The following is a 19,216-nucleotide window of genomic DNA, read 5'->3' on the forward strand; positions in this document are numbered from 1 at the left end:
CCTGCAACTCAGCCCGATCAGAAGCCCTGAGGTGTCGATCGCGCAACAATCGCTCGCACGTCCAGACCTCGTGGCAGCATGCCATAGACCCGACCGGCAGTGCCCAGGCGACTGGCAATGAAAGCATCGCTGACACTGGCATTGCCCGCCTCCAGCAACAGCTTGGCTTGCAGTCCCAGCGCGATGTCTTCAGTCAGCTGCCGAGCGCGGTACTGAATGTCACTGGTGTCCTTGAACGCCGCCTGCAATTGACTGATGTGCGCAGCCAGGCGCTTGTCGCCATGGCCATCGCCCAATTCGCTGAACAATACATCCAGCACCCCCTGCTCTTTCGACAAGGCCCGCAACACGTCGAGGCACTGCACGTTGCCGGAACCTTCCCACGTCGAGTTCACGGGTGCCTCACGGTACAGACGCGGCAGGATGCTTTCCTCGACATAACCGGCACCGCCCATGCACTCGGCGGCTTCGTTGATCATGGCCGGCGCCCGTTTGCAGATCCAGTACTTGCCCACTGCCGTCACCAGCCGGGCGAATTTGGCTTCCTGGGAGTCATCCAGTTGATCCAGTGCTCGTCCCATGCGCAGGCTCAAGGCCAGGGCGGCCTCGCTTTCCAGGGCCAGATCGGCCAGCACGTTCTGCATCAGGGGTTGTTCGCTGAGCAGCTTGCCGCCGACCCGCCGATGCGCACAGTGATGGCTGGCCTGGGTCAGCGCCTGACGCATCAGGGCACTGGAACCGACCATGCAATCGAAGCGGGTCATGGCGACCATCTCGATGATGGTCGGCACGCCGCGGCCTTCCTCGCCGACCATCCAGGCCAGAGCCCCGCGAAACTCCACTTCGCTGGAGGCGTTGGACCAATTGCCGAGTTTGTTTTTCAGACGCTGGATGTAGAACTGGTTGCGGCTGTCGTCCGGGCGATGGCGCGGCAGCAGGAAGCAGGTCAAGCCCTTGTCAGTCTGGGCCAGGGTCAGGAAGGCGTCGCACATCGGCGCCGAACAGAACCATTTGTGGCCAACCAGTTCATAGGCCTGACCCGGACCTGCAGCTCCCACCGGAAAAGCCTGGGTGGTGTTGGCCCGGACATCGGTGCCGCCCTGCTTCTCGGTCATCGCCATGCCGAGGGTTGCGCCGGCCTTGTGGGCGATGCCAACGTTGCGCGGGTCGTATTCGGTGGCGAGAACTTTCGGTAGCCATTGTTCGGCGATGTCCGGCTGCAAGCGCAGCGCCGGCACCGAGGCGAAGGTCATGGTCAACGGGCAGCCGCTGCCGGCCTCGGCCTGGCTATGCAAATAGGTCATGGCCGCACGGGCCACATGGGCTCCGGACTGCGGATCGGTCCAGGGCAATGAGGTCAAACCATGCTCGACGGCGGTGCGCATCAGTTGATGGTAGGACGGGTGAAATTCCACCAGATCGATGCGATGACCATAACGGTCGTGACTGACGAATACCGGTTTGTTCTGATTGGCCAGAAACCCTGCTTCCATCAACGGCCCACCTGCCAGCGCGCCATAGCGATCAATCCGTGATTCGGCCCAACCCGCGCCGAATCGCCGCGCCCATTCCTGCAGTGGCAGGTCGATGCGATAGAGGTTGATGCCATCCAGAGAGGGCGGCTGATTGGTAACCTCGTGGGTTTCGGCGAACTGATGCAGGTTCATGGCGGGGCTCCTTTGGGGTGGACCAGGATCCCAGTTAAGCACCACCCCTGCGCTGAACAAAGTGGCATATACGCCTAAATATCGGCGCTTTCACCATGTTCCCGACAAAGCACCCGGCGATACAAAATCGCCTGCAACTCTTCGAATTTCACCGGCTTGCTCAAATACTCGGTCATCCCCACCGCCTGGCAACGCTCACGCCCGGCATTCGCTGTGACTGCCAGCACTGGCAGCTGCGCATAACCTGGCAGCGCCCGCAACTGACAGCAGATCGACACGCCGTCGAGTCGCGCCAGCTGGCTATCAAGCACCACGGCATCGAAAGCTTCGTGCCGAAGCAGATCCAGGGTCGCCCGCGGACTGTCCGCCGTGCGCACCCGATAGCCCAACTTGAGCAGCATGCCACGCACCACCAGTTGATTGATGCTGCTGTCATCGACCAACAACACGCGACATTCCTGAGGCGTACGACGGGTTATCGGCCCATGTCCCTGGAAGCTTTGCTCGACGACCAAAGGTTGTGCGCTATCGGTATCGAACTCGACTTCCAGCTGGAAACAACTGCCGCGGCCGGGCTCTGATTGATGGGTCAAACGCCCGCCGAGCAACTCGATCAGTTGCCGGCAAATCGCCAGGCCGACACCCAGCCCGCCGTATTCGCGGGTCATCGAACCGTCGAGCTGGAAGAATCGCTGATACAGGTTGGCGTCATCCAGTTGGGTGAAACCGATACCCGTGTCGATGACCGCGAAGCACAGCGCCACCCGGCCCTCACCCACCGACTTCCCGGTGACTCGCAGCACCAGCCCACCCACCCCGGTAAACTTGATGGCGTTGTCGAGCAAGCACTCCAGGCATTGAGTCAGTTTTGCGCTATCGCCTTGCAGACGATCCGGCAATCCCTTCCCCACCTCGACCTGAAAATCCAGGGCCTTGCCCATGGCATTTGCGGCGAACTGCATTTGCAGGGCATCGAGTACCCCGTGCAGGCTGAAGTCTTGCCGTTGCACCTTGAGCCTGCCGGCCTGCAACTCGGTCAGGGTGAGGATCCCATTGACCATGCGCATCATGTCTCGCGCCGAGCTCGCGGCCGTCTGCTGGAACTGCTCCAACTCCGGGCCGAGGTCTACGGTCTGCATCAGTTCCAGCGAGCCGATCACCCCGTTCATCGGCGTGCGCAACTCATGGGTCAGGGTCGCGAGGAATTCGTCCTTGAGCCGGTTGCTGTGGGCCAGTTGCTGGTTCAACACTTCGAGTTTCTGACCAGCATCGAACAAGGTCCGGGCCTGCTGCGCGCGCATCGAGTTAATGCGATCGGCCAGGGCCAGTGACAGCAATGCCACCTCAAGTGCCGCACCGATCTGGCTGGCATACATGGTCAGGAACACGTTTGGCAGGTAGCCCAGCACCATCAGTGTGTTGATCGCTCCACCGACCAGAAACGCCGACCAGGCGATGATGAAATACCGGGCCACCCGCAAACCCCGACACCAGGCGAACACCCCGGCGGCAAAAATCGTCACGGTAAAGGCCAGGGCCAACCCTGTCGCCAGGCGCAAGGCCAGGGCATAGCTGGCCATCAACGACAGTGCCACCACCACCGCGCTGCATGCGATCAGTACCAGCAGCAGTCGGTCGAGCCAGCGACTGTGGCTGGCGGTCTGCAAAAAGCTGCGGGCGAACTGGCTGCCGAAAAGCCCTGCGGCGCCAATGAAGAAGGGTGTCGAGGCGTTGGCCCACCAGGGATTGTTCGGCCAGAAATATTCCACCGCTGCGCCGTTCACCGACAATTGGTACAAACCGAACGACGCAATATAGAAAATGTAATAGAGGTAGCTGGTGTCACGGACGGCAAGGTAGATGAACAGGTTGTAGACCAGCATGCCCAGCAACACGCCATAGATCATGCCCAGCACGTATAGACGTTGTGGCTGCTCTTCCAGGTAGGCGGTACTCGACCAAAGGGTCAGGGGTGCCTGGATTGAACCCTGGCTTTGCAGGCGCAGGTACAGGGTTTTGCGTTGATCAGGGGCGAAATCCAGGTCGATTAGATAGTTGTTCTGGCGGATCTGCCGACTGGAGAACGGCAAGGCGTCGCCCGTACGCTGGGCCAATTGATAGCCGCCAGCGGCATCGGGCAGGTACAAGTCGAGATGATCGAGAGGCGGATAGGCCAGCTCCAGCAACCAGGTGTGCTGCGCCGCCGGATTGCCGGGACGATAATGCAGATCGATTTTCAGCCAGAACACCGAGTGCGAGTAACCGGCATTGAGGGTGGCCTTATCATGAGTCTTGAAACTGCCGGCCAAAGCCTGCGAGCTGACGTCGGCGATTGTCGCCTCGCCACTCACGTCTTCGAACACCTGCATGACTCGCCCCAAGGGGAGGCTTTGAGTGTACTCATTAAACTCGGCTGCACCGGCCAGCATTGGCAAGCTCAGCAGCAACATCAGCAAATAGCGCATAAAGCCCCAGCATGGCCTGTCCGGTTGAGTCAGGAAGCCCCCATTTCCCTTGGTAGACGTAAGACCGGCAATACTTGTCAGTGGTTTGGATCCACTCTAGCATAGCCGTTGATGGCCATAGAGCACCATTGAAATCTTTAGTTCAAAGGCTCTAGTACGGGCGTCTCAGCGCCATCCATTGATCTAGAGCTGTTGACCGGATCAAGTGGTGAAGTACCTGTGCTGGCCCCTCATATCTGGCAACCATAAGAGGCCTGAAGCCGGGCGCTCTGTGGTGAGGGGGCTTGTCGGAACGCCGCATCGCCCCGTTCGGCTGCGAAGCAGTCGTGAGCCAATCGACGCGGTGTGCCAGACAGAACTCGATTGCAGGTTTTTGGGCTGCTTCGCAGCCCAGCGGGGGCAAGCCCCCTCACCACAACAAGCCCCCTCGCCACACAACCGAAAAAAAGCGTTTGGTGGTAAGCTCGCGCACCATGAATATCTACAGCTCTCGCCCCGTTGTCCTCTGTCTCTCCGGCCACGACCCAAGTGGTGGCGCCGGCCTGCAGGCAGATATCGAAGCCCTGCTCGCTCAGGGTTGTCATGCTGCCACGGCAGTCACCGCGCTGACCGTGCAAGACACGGTCAACGTCAGCGACTTCCGCGTCCTCGACCGTGAGTGGGTATTGGCCCAGGCCAATGCCGTGCTCAACGACTCGACCGTCGCGGCGGTCAAGCTGGGCATGCTCGGCTCGCTGGAAATGGTCGACACCGTCGTCGAGCTGCTCCAGGCGCATCCGCATTTGCCGCTGGTCTGCGACCCGGTGTTGCGTGCCGGTGGCGGCGGGCGCCTGGGCAAGGATGAAGTCGGCTATGCCATGCGCGAACGCCTGCTGCCGCTGGCGACCATTGCCACCCCTAACCTTCCCGAAGCCCGCATCCTCGCCGAACTGCCTGAAGGCACCCCTGACGAGTGTGCAGAAAAACTCCTGCCCTACTGCAAACACCTGCTGATCACCGGCGGCCATGGCGATGAGCATGAAGTACATAACCGCCTGTACAGCCGCGATGGCACCCGCCAGACCTACACCTGCCAGCGTTTGCCCGGCAGCTATCACGGTTCGGGCTGCACCTTGGCCAGCGCCCTGGCCGGTCGTCTGGCCCTGGGTGAAAACCTCGCCAGCGCCGTGCAATCAGCGCTGAACTACACTTGGCGCACCCTGCGCGATGCCGAACAGCTCGGCAAAGGCCAGTTCGTCCCGCGCCGGCTGCCACTGGATTTTTGCTCGTAACGCCATGAGGCTTGTTCGATGAAACTACGTGGCCTGTATGCCATTACCGACAGTCAACTGTTGGCCGGCAAGTTCCTGCCTTATGTGGAAGCGGCATTGGAGGGCGGTGTCACACTGCTGCAGTACCGCGACAAGAGCTCCGACGAAGCCCGTCGGCTGCGCGAAGCCGAAACCCTGCGTACTTTGTGTGAACGCTACGGCGCCCAGTTGATCATCAATGACGATGCCGAACTGGCCGCGCGCCTCGGCGTCGGCGTCCACCTGGGGCAGACCGACGGCCCGCTGACCCCGGCCCGGGCCCTGCTCGGGCGTAAGGCGATCATCGGCTCGACCTGCCACGCTCAGCTCGAACTCGCCGAACAAGCCGCCAAGGAAGGCGCCAGCTATGTCGCCTTCGGCCGCTTCTTCAACTCCAACACCAAGCCCGGCGCGCCGGCGGCCACTCTCGACTTGCTCGACCAGGCCCGCAGCAAATTGCACCTGCCAATCTGCGTGATCGGCGGCATCACCCTGGAAAACGCCGCCCCGCTGGTGGCTCACGGCGCCGACCTGCTGGCCGTGGTCCACGGCCTGTTCGGTGCCGCGAGCACCCAGGAAGTGACGCAGCGCGCGCGCGCCTTCAAAGCCCTGTTTCATATCTAAATAGCCGAATCCTGATTCAGAGAGCCCCATCATGTCTCGTTCCGAAATCCTGTTTGCCAATGCCCAGAAACACATTCCCGGCGGCGTGAACTCGCCCGTTCGTGCCTTCAAGAGCGTCGGCGGCACCCCGTTGTTCTTCAAACACGCCGAGGGCGCCTACGTCACAGACGAAGATGACAAGCGCTACGTCGACTATGTCGGCTCCTGGGGACCGATGATCCTCGGCCACAGCCACCCCGAAGTGCTCGATGCGGTGCGCAAGCAGCTCGAACACGGGCTGTCCTATGGCGCTCCGACCGAAATGGAAACCCAGATGGCCGATCTGGTCTGCTCCATCGTGCCCTCGATGGAAATGGTCCGCATGGTCAGTTCCGGTACTGAAGCGACCATGAGTGCGATTCGTCTGGCCCGCGGCTTCACCGGTCGTGACAGCATCATCAAGTTCGAAGGTTGCTACCACGGCCACTCCGACAGCCTGCTGGTCAAGGCCGGCTCTGGCGCACTGACCCAAGGTGTTCCCAGCTCTGCCGGGGTACCCGCCGCATTTGCCAGACACACCCTGACCTTGCCATTCAACGACATCGACGCTGTCGAGCAGATGCTCAGCGAAGTCGGCCAGGAAGTGGCGTGCATCATCGTCGAACCGGTGGCCGGCAACATGAACTGCGTGCCGCCGGCACCGGGCTTCCTCGAAGGCCTGCGCACGCTCTGCGACAAACACGGCGTGGTGCTGATTTTCGACGAAGTAATGACCGGTTTCCGCGTCGCCCTGGGTGGCGCCCAGGCCCACTACGGCGTTGTCCCGGACCTGAGCACGTTCGGCAAGATCATTGGTGGCGGTATGCCGGTGGGCTGCTTCGGTGGTAAACGCGAAATCATGTCGCATATCGCCCCCTTGGGCCCGGTCTATCAGGCCGGCACCCTGTCCGGTAACCCGCTGGCCATGGCTGCGGGCCTGACCACCCTGCGCCTGATCAGCCGTCCGGGCTTCCACGCCGAGCTGACTGACTACACCAGTCGCCTGCTCGACGGCCTGCAACAGCGTGCCGACGCGGCCGGCATTCCGTTCGTGACCACCCAGGCCGGCGGTATGTTCGGCCTGTACTTCAGCGGCGCTGACGACATCGTCACCTTTGATGACGTCATGGCCAGCGACGCCGGCCTGTTCAAGCGCTTCTTCCACTTGATGCTCGAGGGTGGCGTGTACCTGGCACCCAGCGCCTTTGAAGCCGGTTTCACCTCGATCGCCCATGGCGATGCCGAGCTGCAACTGACCCTCGATGCTGCCGAACGCGCTTTTGCTGCACTGAAGTAAGCCTCGCAGGACTGATGCCGGGGGACGCCGGCGTCAGTTTTGCTTGCTGCCACAGCCGATTTCCCTCCCGCGCAGCGGCAAAATCCCCGAAAGCGGCAGATATGGCCCCCGCGCAGCAGAAAAACGAGTAAAGACTTTGTAAGGTTGGCCCTGCTTATTTCATAATGCGCGCTTATTGGATCCCCCAGGGGGTCCACGCGCCCCTCAGAGGTACGTCGATTCCCATGAACCGCACCGGCCGCACCCTTGCATTGGGCTGCCTGTTGCTCCTTCAGCCCCTGCTCGCGCACGCACAAGCAGGCGGCAACTCGTTGTTGATCCCAGCGATGGGTCGTTGCACCCTCAATACTCAGCCGCAAGACTTGGCCGAGGCGCTCGCCGCCTGCAAGCAAGCGGCGGATACAGGGGATGCACAGGCACAATACGAGTTGGGCGAATTCTATTACGACGGCAAAAATACGCCGCGCGACCTCAATCAAGCCTTGAGTTACTACGAGAAAGCTTCTCTGCAAGGCCACGCCCAGGCACAGTTCAAGCTTGGCAGCATGTTCTTCCATGGCGAAGGTGTGCCGGCCAACAATGTCCAGGCCTATATCGTGCTGAAGATGGCGGCGGTCAATGGCGCCGAAGATGCGCTGGATACCGCCGACGAAGTCGCCGAGCACATGCAGCGCGAGGAGCTGGAAGTCGCGACCCAGGTGCTGGGACAAATTTTTCGCAAATACCTGCTGGAATTGCAAAGCGCCGACGGGCGTTCGCCTTTTTCGCCGCTGCCTTGAATCCTGCCTGATCGAACGCCTGGCGGGCTTTTGTGGCGAGCGGGCTTGCCCGCGCTGGAGCGCGAAGCGGTCCTAAAACCTGCAATCGAACTCCGCCTGGCACACCGCGCCGGTTGGCTTACGACTGCTTCGCAGCCGAGCGGGGCGATGCGGCGTTCCGACAAGCCCCCTCGCCACAGCAAGCTCGCTCGCCACTAGAAAGCTCCACTCACCACAAAGTACCGAGTGTTACTTATCCGGCATCGGCATCGGAAACGGCATAACGTTGCTCATGCCGCGTGCTTCAGTGATTTTCGGCGTACCCAGTCGCTCGACCTCGTCGATGCGTACGATCGAATGCATCGGCACAAAACTGCGTACCACGCCTTCGAACTGCGCCTTGAGCTTCTCTTCGCCGGGGTCGACGACCAGCTGTGTGCGCTCGCCAAAGACGAACTCTTCCACTTCCAGGAAGCCCCACAGATCACTTTGATAGATCTGCTTGGCGTACATTTCGAACACCTGGCCCTGATTAAGGAAAATCACCTTGTAGATTGGAGCTTCACGTTTGGTCATGGTGGGCGGGCAACAAATCGGGGGATATATATGAGGGCGCGAACTATAGCATAGCCGCCGGACGCACAGCGGTAGGAACCTTGGGACATGTTCCCTATAATGCGCGGTTCTTTGAACCAGTTGACGAACCCCCATGGCCAAGAAGCTCTATATCGAAACCCACGGTTGCCAGATGAACGAGTATGACAGCTCGCGCATGGTCGATCTGCTGGGTGAACATCAGGCCCTGGAAGTGACTGCCCGCGCCGAAGACGCGGACGTCATCCTGCTCAACACCTGCTCGATCCGCGAACGCGCCCAGGATCGGGTGTATTCCCAGCTCGGCCGTTGGCGCGAACTGAAACTGGCCAACCCGGACATGGTGATCGCCGTCGGCGGTTGCGTGGCCAGCCAGGAAGGCGCGGCAATCCGTGACCGCGCGCCGTATGTCGACGTGGTGTTCGGCCCGCAAACCCTGCACCGCTTGCCGGAAATGATCGACGCCGCACGCCTGACCAAGCTGCCGCAAGTCGACGTCTCGTTCCCGGAAATCGAAAAATTCGACCATCTGCCGGAACCACGCATCGACGGCCCGAGCGCCTACGTCTCGGTCATGGAAGGCTGCAGCAAGTACTGCACGTTCTGCGTGGTGCCCTACACCCGTGGCGAAGAAGTCAGCCGACCGTTCGACGACGTACTGGCGGAAATCATTCACCTGGCAGAAAACGGGGTGCGCGAAGTTACCCTGCTCGGCCAGAACGTCAATGGCTACCGCGGCCAGACCCATGACGGTCGCCTGGCGGACCTCGCCGAGCTGATCCGGGTGGTTGCTGCCGTCGACGGTATCGAGCGCATCCGCTACACCACCTCGCACCCGCTGGAGTTCTCCGATAGCCTGATTCAGGCCCACGCCGAAGTGCCGGAGCTGGTCAAGCACCTGCATTTGCCGGTGCAGTCGGGTTCGGACCGCATTCTGGCGGCGATGAAGCGCAACCACACTGCGCTGGAATACAAGTCCAAGCTGCGTAAGCTGCGAGCTGCGGTACCGGGCATCTGCATCAGCTCGGACTTCATTGTCGGCTTCCCCGGCGAGACCGAAAAAGACTTCCAGCAGACCATGAAGCTGATCGAAGACGTCGGTTTCGACTTTTCCTATTCGTTCGTCTATAGCCAGCGCCCGGGCACCCCGGCCGCCGATTTGCCCGACGAAACACCGGAAGAACTGAAAAAAGAACGGCTGAACGCTCTGCAACATCGACTCAATCAGCAAGGCTTCGAGATCAGCCGACAAATGGTCGGCTCGACCCAGCGCATCCTGGTGACCGATTATTCGAAGAAAGACCCGGGCGAATTGCAGGGGCGGACCGAGAACAACCGTATCGTCAACTTCCGCTGCGACAATCCGCAGCTGATCGGGCAGTTCGCCGACGTGCATATCGATGCCGCGCAACCGCACTCGCTGCGCGGCTCTTTGTTGCAATAAGTGTCGGCACGCGCTTCTGTGGCGAGGGGGCTTGCCCCCGCTCGGCTGCGAAGCAGTCGTAAAGTCAGGCAACTCGGCACTAACTGAAAGAACGTGTCGCCCAATTTGGGACCGCTTCGCGCTTCAGCGGGGGCAAGCCCCCTCGCCACAGGGGTAATCGTCGAACACAGCAAGTTATTTAAGAGCTTTCGCACCCGGCCCACTGGCGTTATCCTTGATTTCATCTTAATTGCCCCAGGGCGGCTAAAAACGACCTTGAACGCACCCATCGAACCACATCGTTTCATCCTCGAGCCCTTTGAGGCTCGCCGTTTCGCCAATCTGTGCGGGCAGCTCGACGAGCATTTGCGCCTGATCGAACAGCGCCTGACCATCGAAATCCGCAATCGCGGAAACCAGTTCGAACTGATCGGCGAACCCAAACACACCTCCTCCGCGGAAAACCTTCTGCGCCGCCTGTATCGGGAAACCAAAAGTACCGAGCTGTCGCCGGACATGGTTCACCTGTTCCTGCAGGAATCGGCCGTGGAAGAGCTCGACAACCATACGGCCGCCGAACCCGCCGTCACACTGCGCACCAAAAAAGGCATGGTTCGCCCTCGCGGCTTGAATCAGCAGCGCTACGTGAAGGAAATTCTCGGTAACGATATCAACTTCGGCATCGGCCCCGCCGGTACCGGCAAGACCTATCTCGCCGTTGCCTGCGCGGTAGACGCACTGGAGCGTGAGCAAGTCCGCCGCATCCTGCTGGTGCGCCCAGCGGTTGAAGCCGGCGAAAAACTCGGCTTCCTGCCCGGCGACCTGGCACAGAAAGTCGATCCGTACCTGCGCCCGCTGTATGACGCGCTGTACGAAATGCTCGGCTTTGAACACGTCGCCAAACTGATCGAACGTCAGGTCATCGAGATCGCGCCACTGGCCTATATGCGCGGACGAACGCTGAACAACAGCTTCATCATTCTCGACGAAAGCCAGAACACCACCGTCGAGCAGATGAAAATGTTTTTGACGCGGATCGGCTTCGGCTCCACAGCCGTCATCACCGGTGACATCACTCAGGTCGACTTGCCCAAAGGCACGCGCTCGGGGTTGTCCCATGTGATCGACGTGCTCAAGGGTGTGCCAGGCATCAGCTTCACGCACTTCATGCCCAAAGACGTGGTGCGCCATCCATTGGTGCAGCAGATTGTCGAAGCCTACGAGCGCTTCGAGAATCGCGTCGACGACGATTCGACCCGGCTCTCTACCGCCAGGGACACTCGCCGCGATGCTTGAGCTTGATCTGCAACTTGAAAGCCAACAGCCCGCCCCCAGCGAAGCGGAGTTCCGTCAATGGTGCGAACTGGCCCTGCGTCAGCGCACTGCTGACTCGGAACTGACCATCCGCCTGGTCGATGAACCCGAAGGCCGGGAGCTGAACCACACCTGGCGGCATAAGGATTACGCCACCAATGTGCTGTCCTTCCCGGCCGATGTGCCGGACGAGCTGCTGGACATCCCGCTGCTCGGCGACCTGGTGATCTGCGTACCGGTGGTCGAGCGCGAAGCCGCCGAACAAGGCAAGGCACTCGACGCCCACTGGGCACATCTGGTCATCCACGGCTGCTTGCATCTGCTGGGTTACGACCATATAGACGACGATGAAGCCGAAGAAATGGAAGCACTGGAACGAACGTTGCTTGCCGAACTGGGTCATCCCGACCCTTATGCGGACGACGAAATCGATTCCTCCCCCACTGATACAACAAAGGATTCAGAGTAATCGCTATGAGCGAAGATCGATCGAGCAACGGGCAAAAGTCCTGGCTGGGTAAACTCACCCAAGCTTTTGCCCACGAGCCGAAAAACCGTCAGGAGCTGCTGGAGCTGCTGCGCGAAGCCCATCAGAACAAGTTGCTGGACAGCGAAGCGCTGGCCATCGTCGAAGGCGCCATCCAGGTCGCGGACCTGCAAGTACGGGACATCATGGTTCCGCGCTCGCAGATGATCAGCATCAAGGCGACCCAGACACCTCGCGAATTTCTTCCGGCGGTCATCGATTCCGCGCACTCGCGCTATCCGGTGATTGGTGAAAGCCACGACGACGTCATGGGCGTCCTGCTGGCCAAGGACCTGCTGCCACTGATCCTCAAGGAAAACGGCGATAGCTTCAACGTCAGGGATTTGCTGCGGCCGGCGACCTTCGTCCCCGAGTCCAAGCGCCTTAATGTGCTGCTGCGCGAGTTCCGCGCCAACCATAACCACATGGCCATCGTCATCGACGAATACGGCGGTGTGGCGGGCCTGGTGACCATCGAAGACGTACTGGAACAGATAGTCGGCGACATCGAAGACGAGCATGACGTCGAGGAAGACAGCTACATCAAGCCGCTGCCCAGCGGTGACTTCCTGATCAAGGCGCTGACCCCGATCGAAAACTTCAACGATTTTTTCGACAGCCAGTTCTCCGACGATGAATTCGACACGGTAGGCGGTCTGGTGATGAGCGCGTTCGGGCACCTGCCTAAACGCAATGAAATCACCGAGATCGGCGCCTATCGCTTCCGCATCCTGAACGCCGATAGCCGGCGGATTCACCTGCTGCGCCTGACACCCATACCCCGTTAAGGATCGACATGCTGCGCTTAACCCGTCCCGGCTGGCCCGGTAATCTGCTGGCCGTGGCGGCCGGTGCACTCACCACTCTGACACTGGCGCCGTACGATATCTGGCCACTGGCGCTGCTCGCGCTGGGGATTTTCTATGCTGGCTTGCGCGATCTGACCCCACGTCAGGCACTGGGTCGTGGCTGGTGCTATGGCTTCGGCCTGTTTGCCGCCGGCACCAGCTGGATCTACGTCAGCATCCACACCTACGGCGGCGCCTCTGCCTTGCTTGCCGGCCTGTTGATGTTTGCCTTCTTTGCCGCCATTGCCTGGTTTTTTGCCCTCCCGGCGTGGATTTGGGCACGCTGGCTGCGGCGTAACGAAGCCCCCCTGGCCGACGCCCTGGCCTTTGCCGCGTTGTGGTTGGCCCAAGAAGCTTTCCGTGGCTGGTTTCTCACTGGCTTCCCTTGGCTGTATTCCGGTTACAGCCAGCTCGATGGGCCTCTCGCCGGCCTCGCACCACTGGGCGGCATGTGGTTGATCTCCTTCATCCTGGCCCTGACGGCGGCGCTGCTGTACAACCTGCCGCAACTGGTCCGCAACGGACGCAAGGGTTTCATCGCCGCCGGCCTGCTGGTGCTGATCGCGCCCTGGGGCATTGGCCTGGCACTCAAGGGCCACGCCTGGACCAGCCCCTCTGGCGACCCGCTGTCCGTCGCGGCGATCCAGGGCAATATCGAGCAAAGCATGAAGTGGGACCCGGAGCAGTTGAACTCGCAACTGGCGCTGTACCGCGACATGAGCTTCAGCTCCAAGCGAGTCGATTTGCTGATCTGGCCAGAAACGGCGATTCCGGTGCTGAAGGAATCGGCCGAAGGCTACCTGAGCATGCTCGACAACTTCGCCGCAGAGCGTAATTCCGCGCTGATTACCGGGGTTCCGATCCGCCAGGTGGTGCATCAGGAAAAACGCTATTTCAATGGCATCACCGTGGTCGGCGAAGGCGATGGCACTTACCTGAAACAGAAACTGGTGCCGTTTGGCGAGTACGTACCCTTGCAGGATCTGCTGCGCGGGCTGATCGCCTTCTTTGACCTGCCAATGTCAGACTTCGCGCGCGGTCCGGCCGATCAGCCAATGCTGCAAGCCAAGGGTTACCAGATTGCGCCGTTCATCTGCTATGAAGTGGTTTACCCGGAATTCGCCGCCAGCCTTTCGGCCCGTAGCGACCTGCTGCTGACCATCAGCAACGACACCTGGTTCGGCACCTCCATCGGCCCGCTGCAACACCTGCAGATGGCACAGATGCGCGCACTGGAAGCCGGACGCTGGATGATTCGTGCCACCAATAATGGCGTCACCGGTCTAATCGACCCATTCGGCAAGATCACCGTGCAGATCCCGCAGTTCCAGCGCGGGATTCTCTACGGCGAAGTGGTGCCGATGCACAACCTGACGCCGTACCTGCAATGGCGTTCGTGGCCGCTGATCATTGTCTGTGTGCTGCTGTTTGGCTGGGCGCTGCTGGCCAACCGGATGGCCAAGACGGTTTAACATACGGAATCCGGGTGCCGCAAAAAGATCGCAGCCTGCGGCAGCTCCTACGGGATTTACGTACACCCGAAAATCACGGGTGAATGCGATTCGTGCAGGAGCTGCCGCAGGCTGCGATCTTTTGACTTTCAACGGTAAAACAACGAATACCCGACCTGCCCCACCGCCTCATTAAGCAACTGACCGTTCTGCCAGATCGCCTTGAACTCCGGCATCCAACCGCCTAACGGCCGGGCATTATCAACGCCTAAAAACCCCACAGGTGCCGCTACGACGGTGAAACCTGCCCGTTCGAAACTCCACACCGAACGCGGCATGTGCCAGGCCTGAGTTACCACGACCACTCGCCTGATGCCCAACGGCTGAAGTACTTCGGCAGTGAACCGGGCGTTTTCCCAGGTCGTGCGGCTGCGCCCTTCCTGCCACCTCACCGTCACGCCAAAATCGTCCTGCAGCGACTCGGCCATCAGCGCCGCCTCGCTGGGTGGCGCACCGTAATGCAAGCCGCCACTGGTCAACACCGGCAGGCCCGAGGCTTTCGCCAAGCGAGCCGCATAGCGCTCGCGCTCCAGGCCAATACCGGTAGGCTGATCCGAGCCCCAAGCCGGGTCATCATGCTCGCGCCCCGAGCCCAGTACCACAATCGCATCCGCGCGTTCAGCCAGCGCCGCCCACTCGCTACGCGTCAGCGGCGGTTCACGCTCCAGCGCACCGGCACTCCACTCGACGACGATCGGCAGGCTCATCAGCCAGAAGCCACCCGCACCCAGTACAAAGCACAAACCTGCCAGGCGGGGCCGGGAACGCCGAAACCACCAGGCAAACAAAAGCAGCAGCAAAAAAATGCCGGGTGGCAGAAGCAGCTGTTTGACGAAATAGCGAAAAGGCATCGAGCATCTCCAAAAGATGCCCGAAGCCTAAGGGGGTTGAAGCTGTGCAACAACAGTTGCTGAAGGCGATTCTTTCGAAAGCCCTGGATTTTTGATGTCATGCAGAGTGCCCGAAAGGGCTGCATACACTTATTTGAACTGCAGGGACCGGACCTTTACCGCATCCCCGCCGGTTGCCTTGTCTCGCAACCAGATGATCTTGGCCGAACGTGGCGCTTCTTTATGTTTGATGGCTTCCAATACGCTGGAATGCGCTTCACGTTCACTACGGTCCAGATATGCCTTGATCAACTCGAACTCAGCGCGACTCAAACCACGTAATTCCAACTCGACAGGACGTTCATCACGCAACCGACCTGCTGTTTTTGCCGCATCCAGGGCCAGACCCAGACGGTCTATCAGCCGTTCGTACAGCTCGGGTTTTGTTACTTTTCGCTGCGACTCAACCATCCGCTCACCTCATTGAAGATAAGACTCACTCCCCTCTAAGAGCTTAGTCTCGCTGAAGCAACAGGTCTGCTGCCGCGACCAACGGCCCGCGCAGGCCGCCGCTGGTGCAATCAGGGTTTCCCTCGGTAGAGCGCGGTCATGTATGCTACGGCGCTTCCTGTAACTCCACTTCCAGCTCGACTGGGCATCGAAAACGCCACATGTGGCGTCGTCACCGTCCAGCGTCGCATTGAAGAGGATTAGGCCACCCCTATTCAGTTCAAAAGTAGCCATGCACGAACAATATCAGCCCCGTGAAATCGAAGCCGCCGCCCAGTCATTCTGGGACGAGCAAAAGTCCTTTGAAGTCAGTGAACAGCCAGGCAAGGAGACTTTCTACTGCCTGTCGATGTTCCCTTACCCCAGCGGCAAGCTACACATGGGGCATGTGCGCAACTACACCATCGGCGACGTGATCTCCCGCTATCAGCGCATGCAAGGCAAGAATGTCCTGCAACCCATGGGTTGGGACGCCTTCGGCATGCCGGCGGAAAACGCCGCGATGAAAAACAACGTCGCACCGGCGAAGTGGACTTACGAAAACATCGCCTACATGAAGACCCAACTGCGCAGCCTGGGCCTGGCCGTCGACTGGTCGCGAGAAGTCACCACCTGCAAACCCGATTACTACCGTTGGGAACAATGGCTGTTCACTCGCCTGTTCGAAAAAGGCGTGATCTACCGCAAGAACGGCACCGTCAACTGGGACCCGGTTGATCAGACCGTTCTGGCCAACGAACAAGTGATCGACGGTCGCGGCTGGCGTTCCGGCGCGCTGATCGAGAAGCGCGAAATCCCGATGTACTACTTCAAGATCACCGCCTACGCGGATGAACTGCTGGAGAGTCTCGACGATTTGACGGGCTGGCCCGAGCAAGTCAAAACCATGCAGCGCAACTGGATTGGCAAATCCCGTGGCATGGAAGTCCAGTTCCCTTACGACCAGGCCTCCATTGGCGAAGCCGGCGTACTGAAAGTCTTCACCACCCGTCCGGACACCCTGATGGGCGCGACCTACGTCGCAGTGGCCGCCGAACATCATCTGGCGACCCTGGCCGCCAAAGGCAATCCTGAGCTGCAAGCCTTCATCGCTGAATGCAAAGGCGGCAGCGTGGCAGAAGCCGACGTCGCCACTCAAGAGAAGAAAGGCCTGCCGACTTCGCTGTTCGTAGAGCACCCGTTGACCGGCGAAAAACTGCCAGTGTGGGTCGCCAACTACGTGCTCATGCACTACGGTGACGGCGCGGTCATGGCCGTACCCGCCCACGACGAGCGCGATTTCGAGTTCGCCACCCAGTACAGCCTGCCGATCAAACCCGTGGTGCGCACCAGCGCCGGCGATGAAACGCCTGCTCCCTGGCAGGACGCCTACGGCGAGCATGGCCAACTGATCAATTCCGGCGAGTTCGACGGTCTGGACTTCCCTGGCGCTTTCGATGCGATCGAAGTGGCGCTGATCAAGAAGAACCTTGGCGCTTCGCGCACCCAGTTCCGCCTGCGCGACTGGGGCATCAGCCGTCAGCGCTACTGGGGCTGCCCGATCCCGATCGTCCATTGCGACAGCTGTGGTGACGTGCCGGTGCCGGAAGACCAACTCCCAGTCGTGCTGCCCGAAGACGTCGTACCCGACGGCGCCGGTTCGCCTTTGGCGCGCATGCCCGAGTTCTACGAATGCAGCTGCCCGAAATGCGGCAAGCCGGCCAAGCGCGAAACCGACACCATGGACACCTTTGTCGAGTCGTCGTGGTACTACGCCCGTTACGCCTCACCGCATTACGAGGGTGGCCTGGTCGATCCGGCCGCAGCCAACCACTGGTTGCCGGTCGATCAGTACATCGGCGGCATTGAACACGCGATTCTGCACCTGCTCTACGCGCGCTTCTTCCACAAGCTGATGCGCGACGAAGGCCTGGTCAGTTCCAACGAGCCGTTCAAGAACCTGCTGACCCAAGGCATGGTGATCGCCGAGACCTACTACCGTCGCGAAGCCAACGGCAGCCTGACCTGGTTCAACCCGGCGGATGTCGAGCTGGAACGCGACAGCAAAGCCAAAATCATCGGCGCCAAGCTGATCAGCGACGGTCTGCCGGTGGAAATCGGTGGCACCGAGAAAATGGCCAAGTCGAAAAACAACGGCGTTGACCCGCAATCGATGATCGACCAGTACGGCGCCGATACCTGCCGGCTGTTCATGATGTTCGCCTCGCCACCCGACATGAGCCTGGAATGGTCCGACTCCGGCGTCGAAGGCTCCCATCGCTTCCTCAAGCGTGTCTGGCGCCTGGCGCAAGCCCACGTCAGCCAAGGCCTGACGGCCGCGCTGGAGCTCGCTACGCTGAACGACGAGCAAAAAGTCATTCGCCGGGCGATCCATCTGGCCATCAAACAAGCCAGCCAGGATGTCGGGCAGTATCACAAATTCAACACCGCCATTGCTCAGGTGATGACGCTGATGAACGTGCTGGAAAAAGCCCCGCAAGCCACCGGGCAGGACCGCGCGCTGCTGCACGAAGGCCTGGAAACCGTGGCCTTGCTGTTGGCGCCGATCACTCCGCACATCAGCCATGAGTTGTGGCACCAACTAGGCCACGCAGGCGCGGTCATCGATGCCAACTGGCCAGCACTGGACGAAAATGCCCTGGTGCAGGACAGCCTGCAGCTGGTGATCCAGGTCAACGGCAAGCTGCGCGGCCACATCGAAATGCCCGCCAGCGCCAGCCGCGAAGAGGTGGAAGCTGCAGCACGGACCAATGAAAACGTACTGCGCTTCACCGACGGCCTGACTATTCGCAAGGTGATCGTAGTGCCGGGCAAACTGGTCAATATCGTCGCTAGCTAATTGGATCAGGCGCCAGGTCCCGGACCTGGCGCCGAACAAAACCTCCAGGGCCGCGCAGGCGGCCCACATGGTTTCAAGGGGAGCATCAAGATGATCAAACGCAACCTGCTGGTTATGGGCCTCGCGGTACTGCTGAGCGCCTGCGGCTTCCAGCTGCGCGGTACCGGCACTACCGATCTCGCTATCAGAGAGCTCGACCTGAGTGCCCGTAACACCTACGGTCCGACCGTCACCCAGTTGCGTCAGGTATTGCAAGGCAGCGGGGTCAAAGTCTATGCCGGCGCACCGTACAAGCTGACGCTGACCGATGAACAGGAAACCCGGCGTACGCTCAGCTATGCCGGCGCAGGGCGCTCGGGCGAGTATGAGCTGACTACCGTGCTGTCCTATGAAATCCAGGGGCACGACAACCTGCCGTTGCTCAGTGACAATCTGCAAGTGCAGAAGGTCTTCGTCCACGACGGTAACAACCTGGTCGGTTCTGACCAGGAAGCCGCCCAGGTGCGCGAGGAATTGCGTCGCGACCTGGTGCAACGGATGATGCTGCGTCTGCAACAGCTGAGCCCGACGCAACTGGATCAACTGCAGCAAACCGCCGATGCCAAAGCCAAGGCTGAGGCCCAGGCATTGGAAGCGGCCCAAAAGGCAGAAGCGCAAACGCCTCGCCAGTCGCCTCTGCAACTGCAGAACCAGTAAGCCGTAC

At 60.5% G+C, this 19,216-nt stretch carries 16 protein-coding genes; 11 read left to right on the forward strand and 5 right to left on the reverse strand.

Translation table 11 applies throughout. The features are described from left to right. Window positions 1–17 precede the first annotated feature (17 nt). Window positions 18–1,667, reverse strand: coding sequence for an acyl-CoA dehydrogenase family protein (locus F8N21_RS05655; RefSeq protein WP_150641194.1), 1,650 nt, complete (start codon window positions 1,665–1,667; stop codon window positions 18–20). A gap of 74 nt (window positions 1,668–1,741) precedes the next feature. Continuing rightward, the gene (locus tag F8N21_RS05660) at window positions 1,742–4,132 is read right to left on the reverse strand and encodes a hybrid sensor histidine kinase/response regulator (protein WP_150641195.1); all 2,391 of its coding nucleotides are present in this window, start codon (window positions 4,130–4,132) and stop codon (window positions 1,742–1,744) included. A 473-nt stretch (window positions 4,133–4,605) separates the two neighbouring features. On the opposite strand from F8N21_RS05660, the gene F8N21_RS05665 reads away from it, so the two are divergent. The 4 genes from F8N21_RS05665 (at window position 4,606) to F8N21_RS05680 (ending at window position 8,139) form a co-directional block, all read left to right on the forward strand. After that, the gene (locus F8N21_RS05665) at window positions 4,606–5,403 is read left to right on the forward strand and encodes a hydroxymethylpyrimidine/phosphomethylpyrimidine kinase (protein WP_150641196.1); all 798 of its coding nucleotides are present in this window, start codon (window positions 4,606–4,608) and stop codon (window positions 5,401–5,403) included. Window positions 5,404–5,421: 18 nt separating this feature from the next. Then, window positions 5,422–6,045, forward strand: a complete 624-nt coding sequence (gene thiE, locus F8N21_RS05670; protein WP_150641197.1) for a thiamine phosphate synthase — start codon at window positions 5,422–5,424, stop codon at window positions 6,043–6,045. Window positions 6,046–6,076: 31 nt separating this feature from the next. Continuing rightward, window positions 6,077–7,360 (forward strand): glutamate-1-semialdehyde 2,1-aminomutase, encoded by a 1,284-nt coding sequence (gene hemL, locus F8N21_RS05675; RefSeq protein WP_150641198.1) that lies wholly within the window; start codon window positions 6,077–6,079, stop codon window positions 7,358–7,360. A 224-nt stretch (window positions 7,361–7,584) separates the two neighbouring features. Next, a complete protein-coding gene (locus tag F8N21_RS05680) occupies window positions 7,585–8,139 on the forward strand; it encodes a tetratricopeptide repeat protein (RefSeq protein WP_150641199.1) in 555 nt (184 codons plus the stop codon). Between the two features lie 228 nt (window positions 8,140–8,367). Here F8N21_RS05680 and F8N21_RS05685 read toward each other — a convergent pair whose 3' ends face one another. Then, window positions 8,368–8,694, reverse strand: a complete 327-nt coding sequence (locus F8N21_RS05685; RefSeq protein ID WP_150641200.1) for a DUF1820 family protein — start codon at window positions 8,692–8,694, stop codon at window positions 8,368–8,370. 133 nt (window positions 8,695–8,827) lie between these two features. On the opposite strand from F8N21_RS05685, the gene miaB reads away from it, so the two are divergent. The 5 genes from miaB to lnt all read left to right on the forward strand — a co-directional run bounded on the left by miaB (window position 8,828) and on the right by lnt (window position 14,295). Beyond that, on the forward strand, window positions 8,828–10,156 hold the full coding sequence (gene miaB / locus F8N21_RS05690; RefSeq protein ID WP_150641201.1) for a tRNA (N6-isopentenyl adenosine(37)-C2)-methylthiotransferase MiaB: 1,329 nt from the start codon (window positions 8,828–8,830) through the stop codon (window positions 10,154–10,156). Between the two features lie 255 nt (window positions 10,157–10,411). Next, window positions 10,412–11,431, forward strand: coding sequence for a PhoH family protein (locus tag F8N21_RS05695; protein ID WP_150641202.1), 1,020 nt, complete (start codon window positions 10,412–10,414; stop codon window positions 11,429–11,431). Beyond that, the gene (gene ybeY / locus F8N21_RS05700) at window positions 11,424–11,918 is read left to right on the forward strand and encodes an rRNA maturation RNase YbeY (RefSeq protein ID WP_150641203.1); all 495 of its coding nucleotides are present in this window, start codon (window positions 11,424–11,426) and stop codon (window positions 11,916–11,918) included. Before F8N21_RS05695 ends, ybeY begins: the two co-directional genes overlap by 8 nt. Window positions 11,919–11,923: 5 nt before the next feature. Next, window positions 11,924–12,763: an HlyC/CorC family transporter gene (locus F8N21_RS05705; RefSeq protein ID WP_150641204.1), complete on the forward strand. Its 840-nt coding sequence runs from the start codon at window positions 11,924–11,926 to the stop codon at window positions 12,761–12,763. 8 nt (window positions 12,764–12,771) lie between these two features. Beyond that, window positions 12,772–14,295 carry an apolipoprotein N-acyltransferase gene (lnt, locus tag F8N21_RS05710; RefSeq protein ID WP_150641205.1) on the forward strand — a complete coding sequence of 508 codons (1,524 nt, stop codon included), beginning with the start codon at window positions 12,772–12,774 and terminating at the stop codon, window positions 14,293–14,295. Window positions 14,296–14,423: 128 nt separating this feature from the next. Here lnt and F8N21_RS05715 read toward each other — a convergent pair whose 3' ends face one another. Together F8N21_RS05715 and F8N21_RS05720 are read right to left on the reverse strand one after the other, a co-directional pair. Continuing rightward, window positions 14,424–15,185: a YdcF family protein gene (locus F8N21_RS05715; protein ID WP_150641206.1), complete on the reverse strand. Its 762-nt coding sequence runs from the start codon at window positions 15,183–15,185 to the stop codon at window positions 14,424–14,426. Between the two features lie 129 nt (window positions 15,186–15,314). After that, window positions 15,315–15,635 (reverse strand): hypothetical protein, encoded by a 321-nt coding sequence (locus F8N21_RS05720; protein WP_150641207.1) that lies wholly within the window; start codon window positions 15,633–15,635, stop codon window positions 15,315–15,317. Between the two features lie 271 nt (window positions 15,636–15,906). Between F8N21_RS05720 and leuS the strand changes: the two genes are divergently transcribed. Next, on the forward strand, window positions 15,907–18,513 hold the full coding sequence (leuS, locus tag F8N21_RS05725; protein WP_150641208.1) for a leucine--tRNA ligase: 2,607 nt from the start codon (window positions 15,907–15,909) through the stop codon (window positions 18,511–18,513). Window positions 18,514–18,603: 90 nt separating this feature from the next. After that, the gene (gene lptE / locus F8N21_RS05730; protein ID WP_150641209.1) at window positions 18,604–19,209 is read left to right on the forward strand and encodes an LPS assembly lipoprotein LptE; all 606 of its coding nucleotides are present in this window, start codon (window positions 18,604–18,606) and stop codon (window positions 19,207–19,209) included. Window positions 19,210–19,216 lie beyond the last annotated feature (7 nt).

Origin of the sequence: Pseudomonas fluorescens (assembly GCF_902497895.1) — a bacterium.
Classification (GTDB): Bacteria; Pseudomonadota; Gammaproteobacteria; order Pseudomonadales; family Pseudomonadaceae; genus Aquipseudomonas; species Aquipseudomonas fluorescens_BP.

Coding starts and splice junctions, on each gene's coding strand:
- hemL (WP_150641198.1), top strand. CDS start 6,077: ATGTCTCGTTCCGAAATCCTGTTTGCCAATGCCCAGAAACACATTCCC.
- lnt (WP_150641205.1), top strand. CDS start 12,772: ATGCTGCGCTTAACCCGTCCCGGCTGGCCCGGTAATCTGCTGGCCGTG.
- F8N21_RS05660 (WP_150641195.1), bottom strand. CDS start 4,132: ATGCGCTATTTGCTGATGTTGCTGCTGAGCTTGCCAATGCTGGCCGGT.
- F8N21_RS05680 (WP_150641199.1), top strand. CDS start 7,585: ATGAACCGCACCGGCCGCACCCTTGCATTGGGCTGCCTGTTGCTCCTT.
- F8N21_RS05685 (WP_150641200.1), bottom strand. CDS start 8,694: ATGACCAAACGTGAAGCTCCAATCTACAAGGTGATTTTCCTTAATCAG.
- F8N21_RS05705 (WP_150641204.1), top strand. CDS start 11,924: ATGAGCGAAGATCGATCGAGCAACGGGCAAAAGTCCTGGCTGGGTAAA.
- F8N21_RS05665 (WP_150641196.1), top strand. CDS start 4,606: ATGAATATCTACAGCTCTCGCCCCGTTGTCCTCTGTCTCTCCGGCCAC.
- F8N21_RS05720 (WP_150641207.1), bottom strand. CDS start 15,635: ATGGTTGAGTCGCAGCGAAAAGTAACAAAACCCGAGCTGTACGAACGG.
- miaB (WP_150641201.1), top strand. CDS start 8,828: ATGGCCAAGAAGCTCTATATCGAAACCCACGGTTGCCAGATGAACGAG.
- F8N21_RS05655 (WP_150641194.1), bottom strand. CDS start 1,667: ATGAACCTGCATCAGTTCGCCGAAACCCACGAGGTTACCAATCAGCCG.
- thiE (WP_150641197.1), top strand. CDS start 5,422: ATGAAACTACGTGGCCTGTATGCCATTACCGACAGTCAACTGTTGGCC.
- ybeY (WP_150641203.1), top strand. CDS start 11,424: ATGCTTGAGCTTGATCTGCAACTTGAAAGCCAACAGCCCGCCCCCAGC.
- leuS (WP_150641208.1), top strand. CDS start 15,907: ATGCACGAACAATATCAGCCCCGTGAAATCGAAGCCGCCGCCCAGTCA.
- lptE (WP_150641209.1), top strand. CDS start 18,604: ATGATCAAACGCAACCTGCTGGTTATGGGCCTCGCGGTACTGCTGAGC.
- F8N21_RS05715 (WP_150641206.1), bottom strand. CDS start 15,185: ATGCCTTTTCGCTATTTCGTCAAACAGCTGCTTCTGCCACCCGGCATT.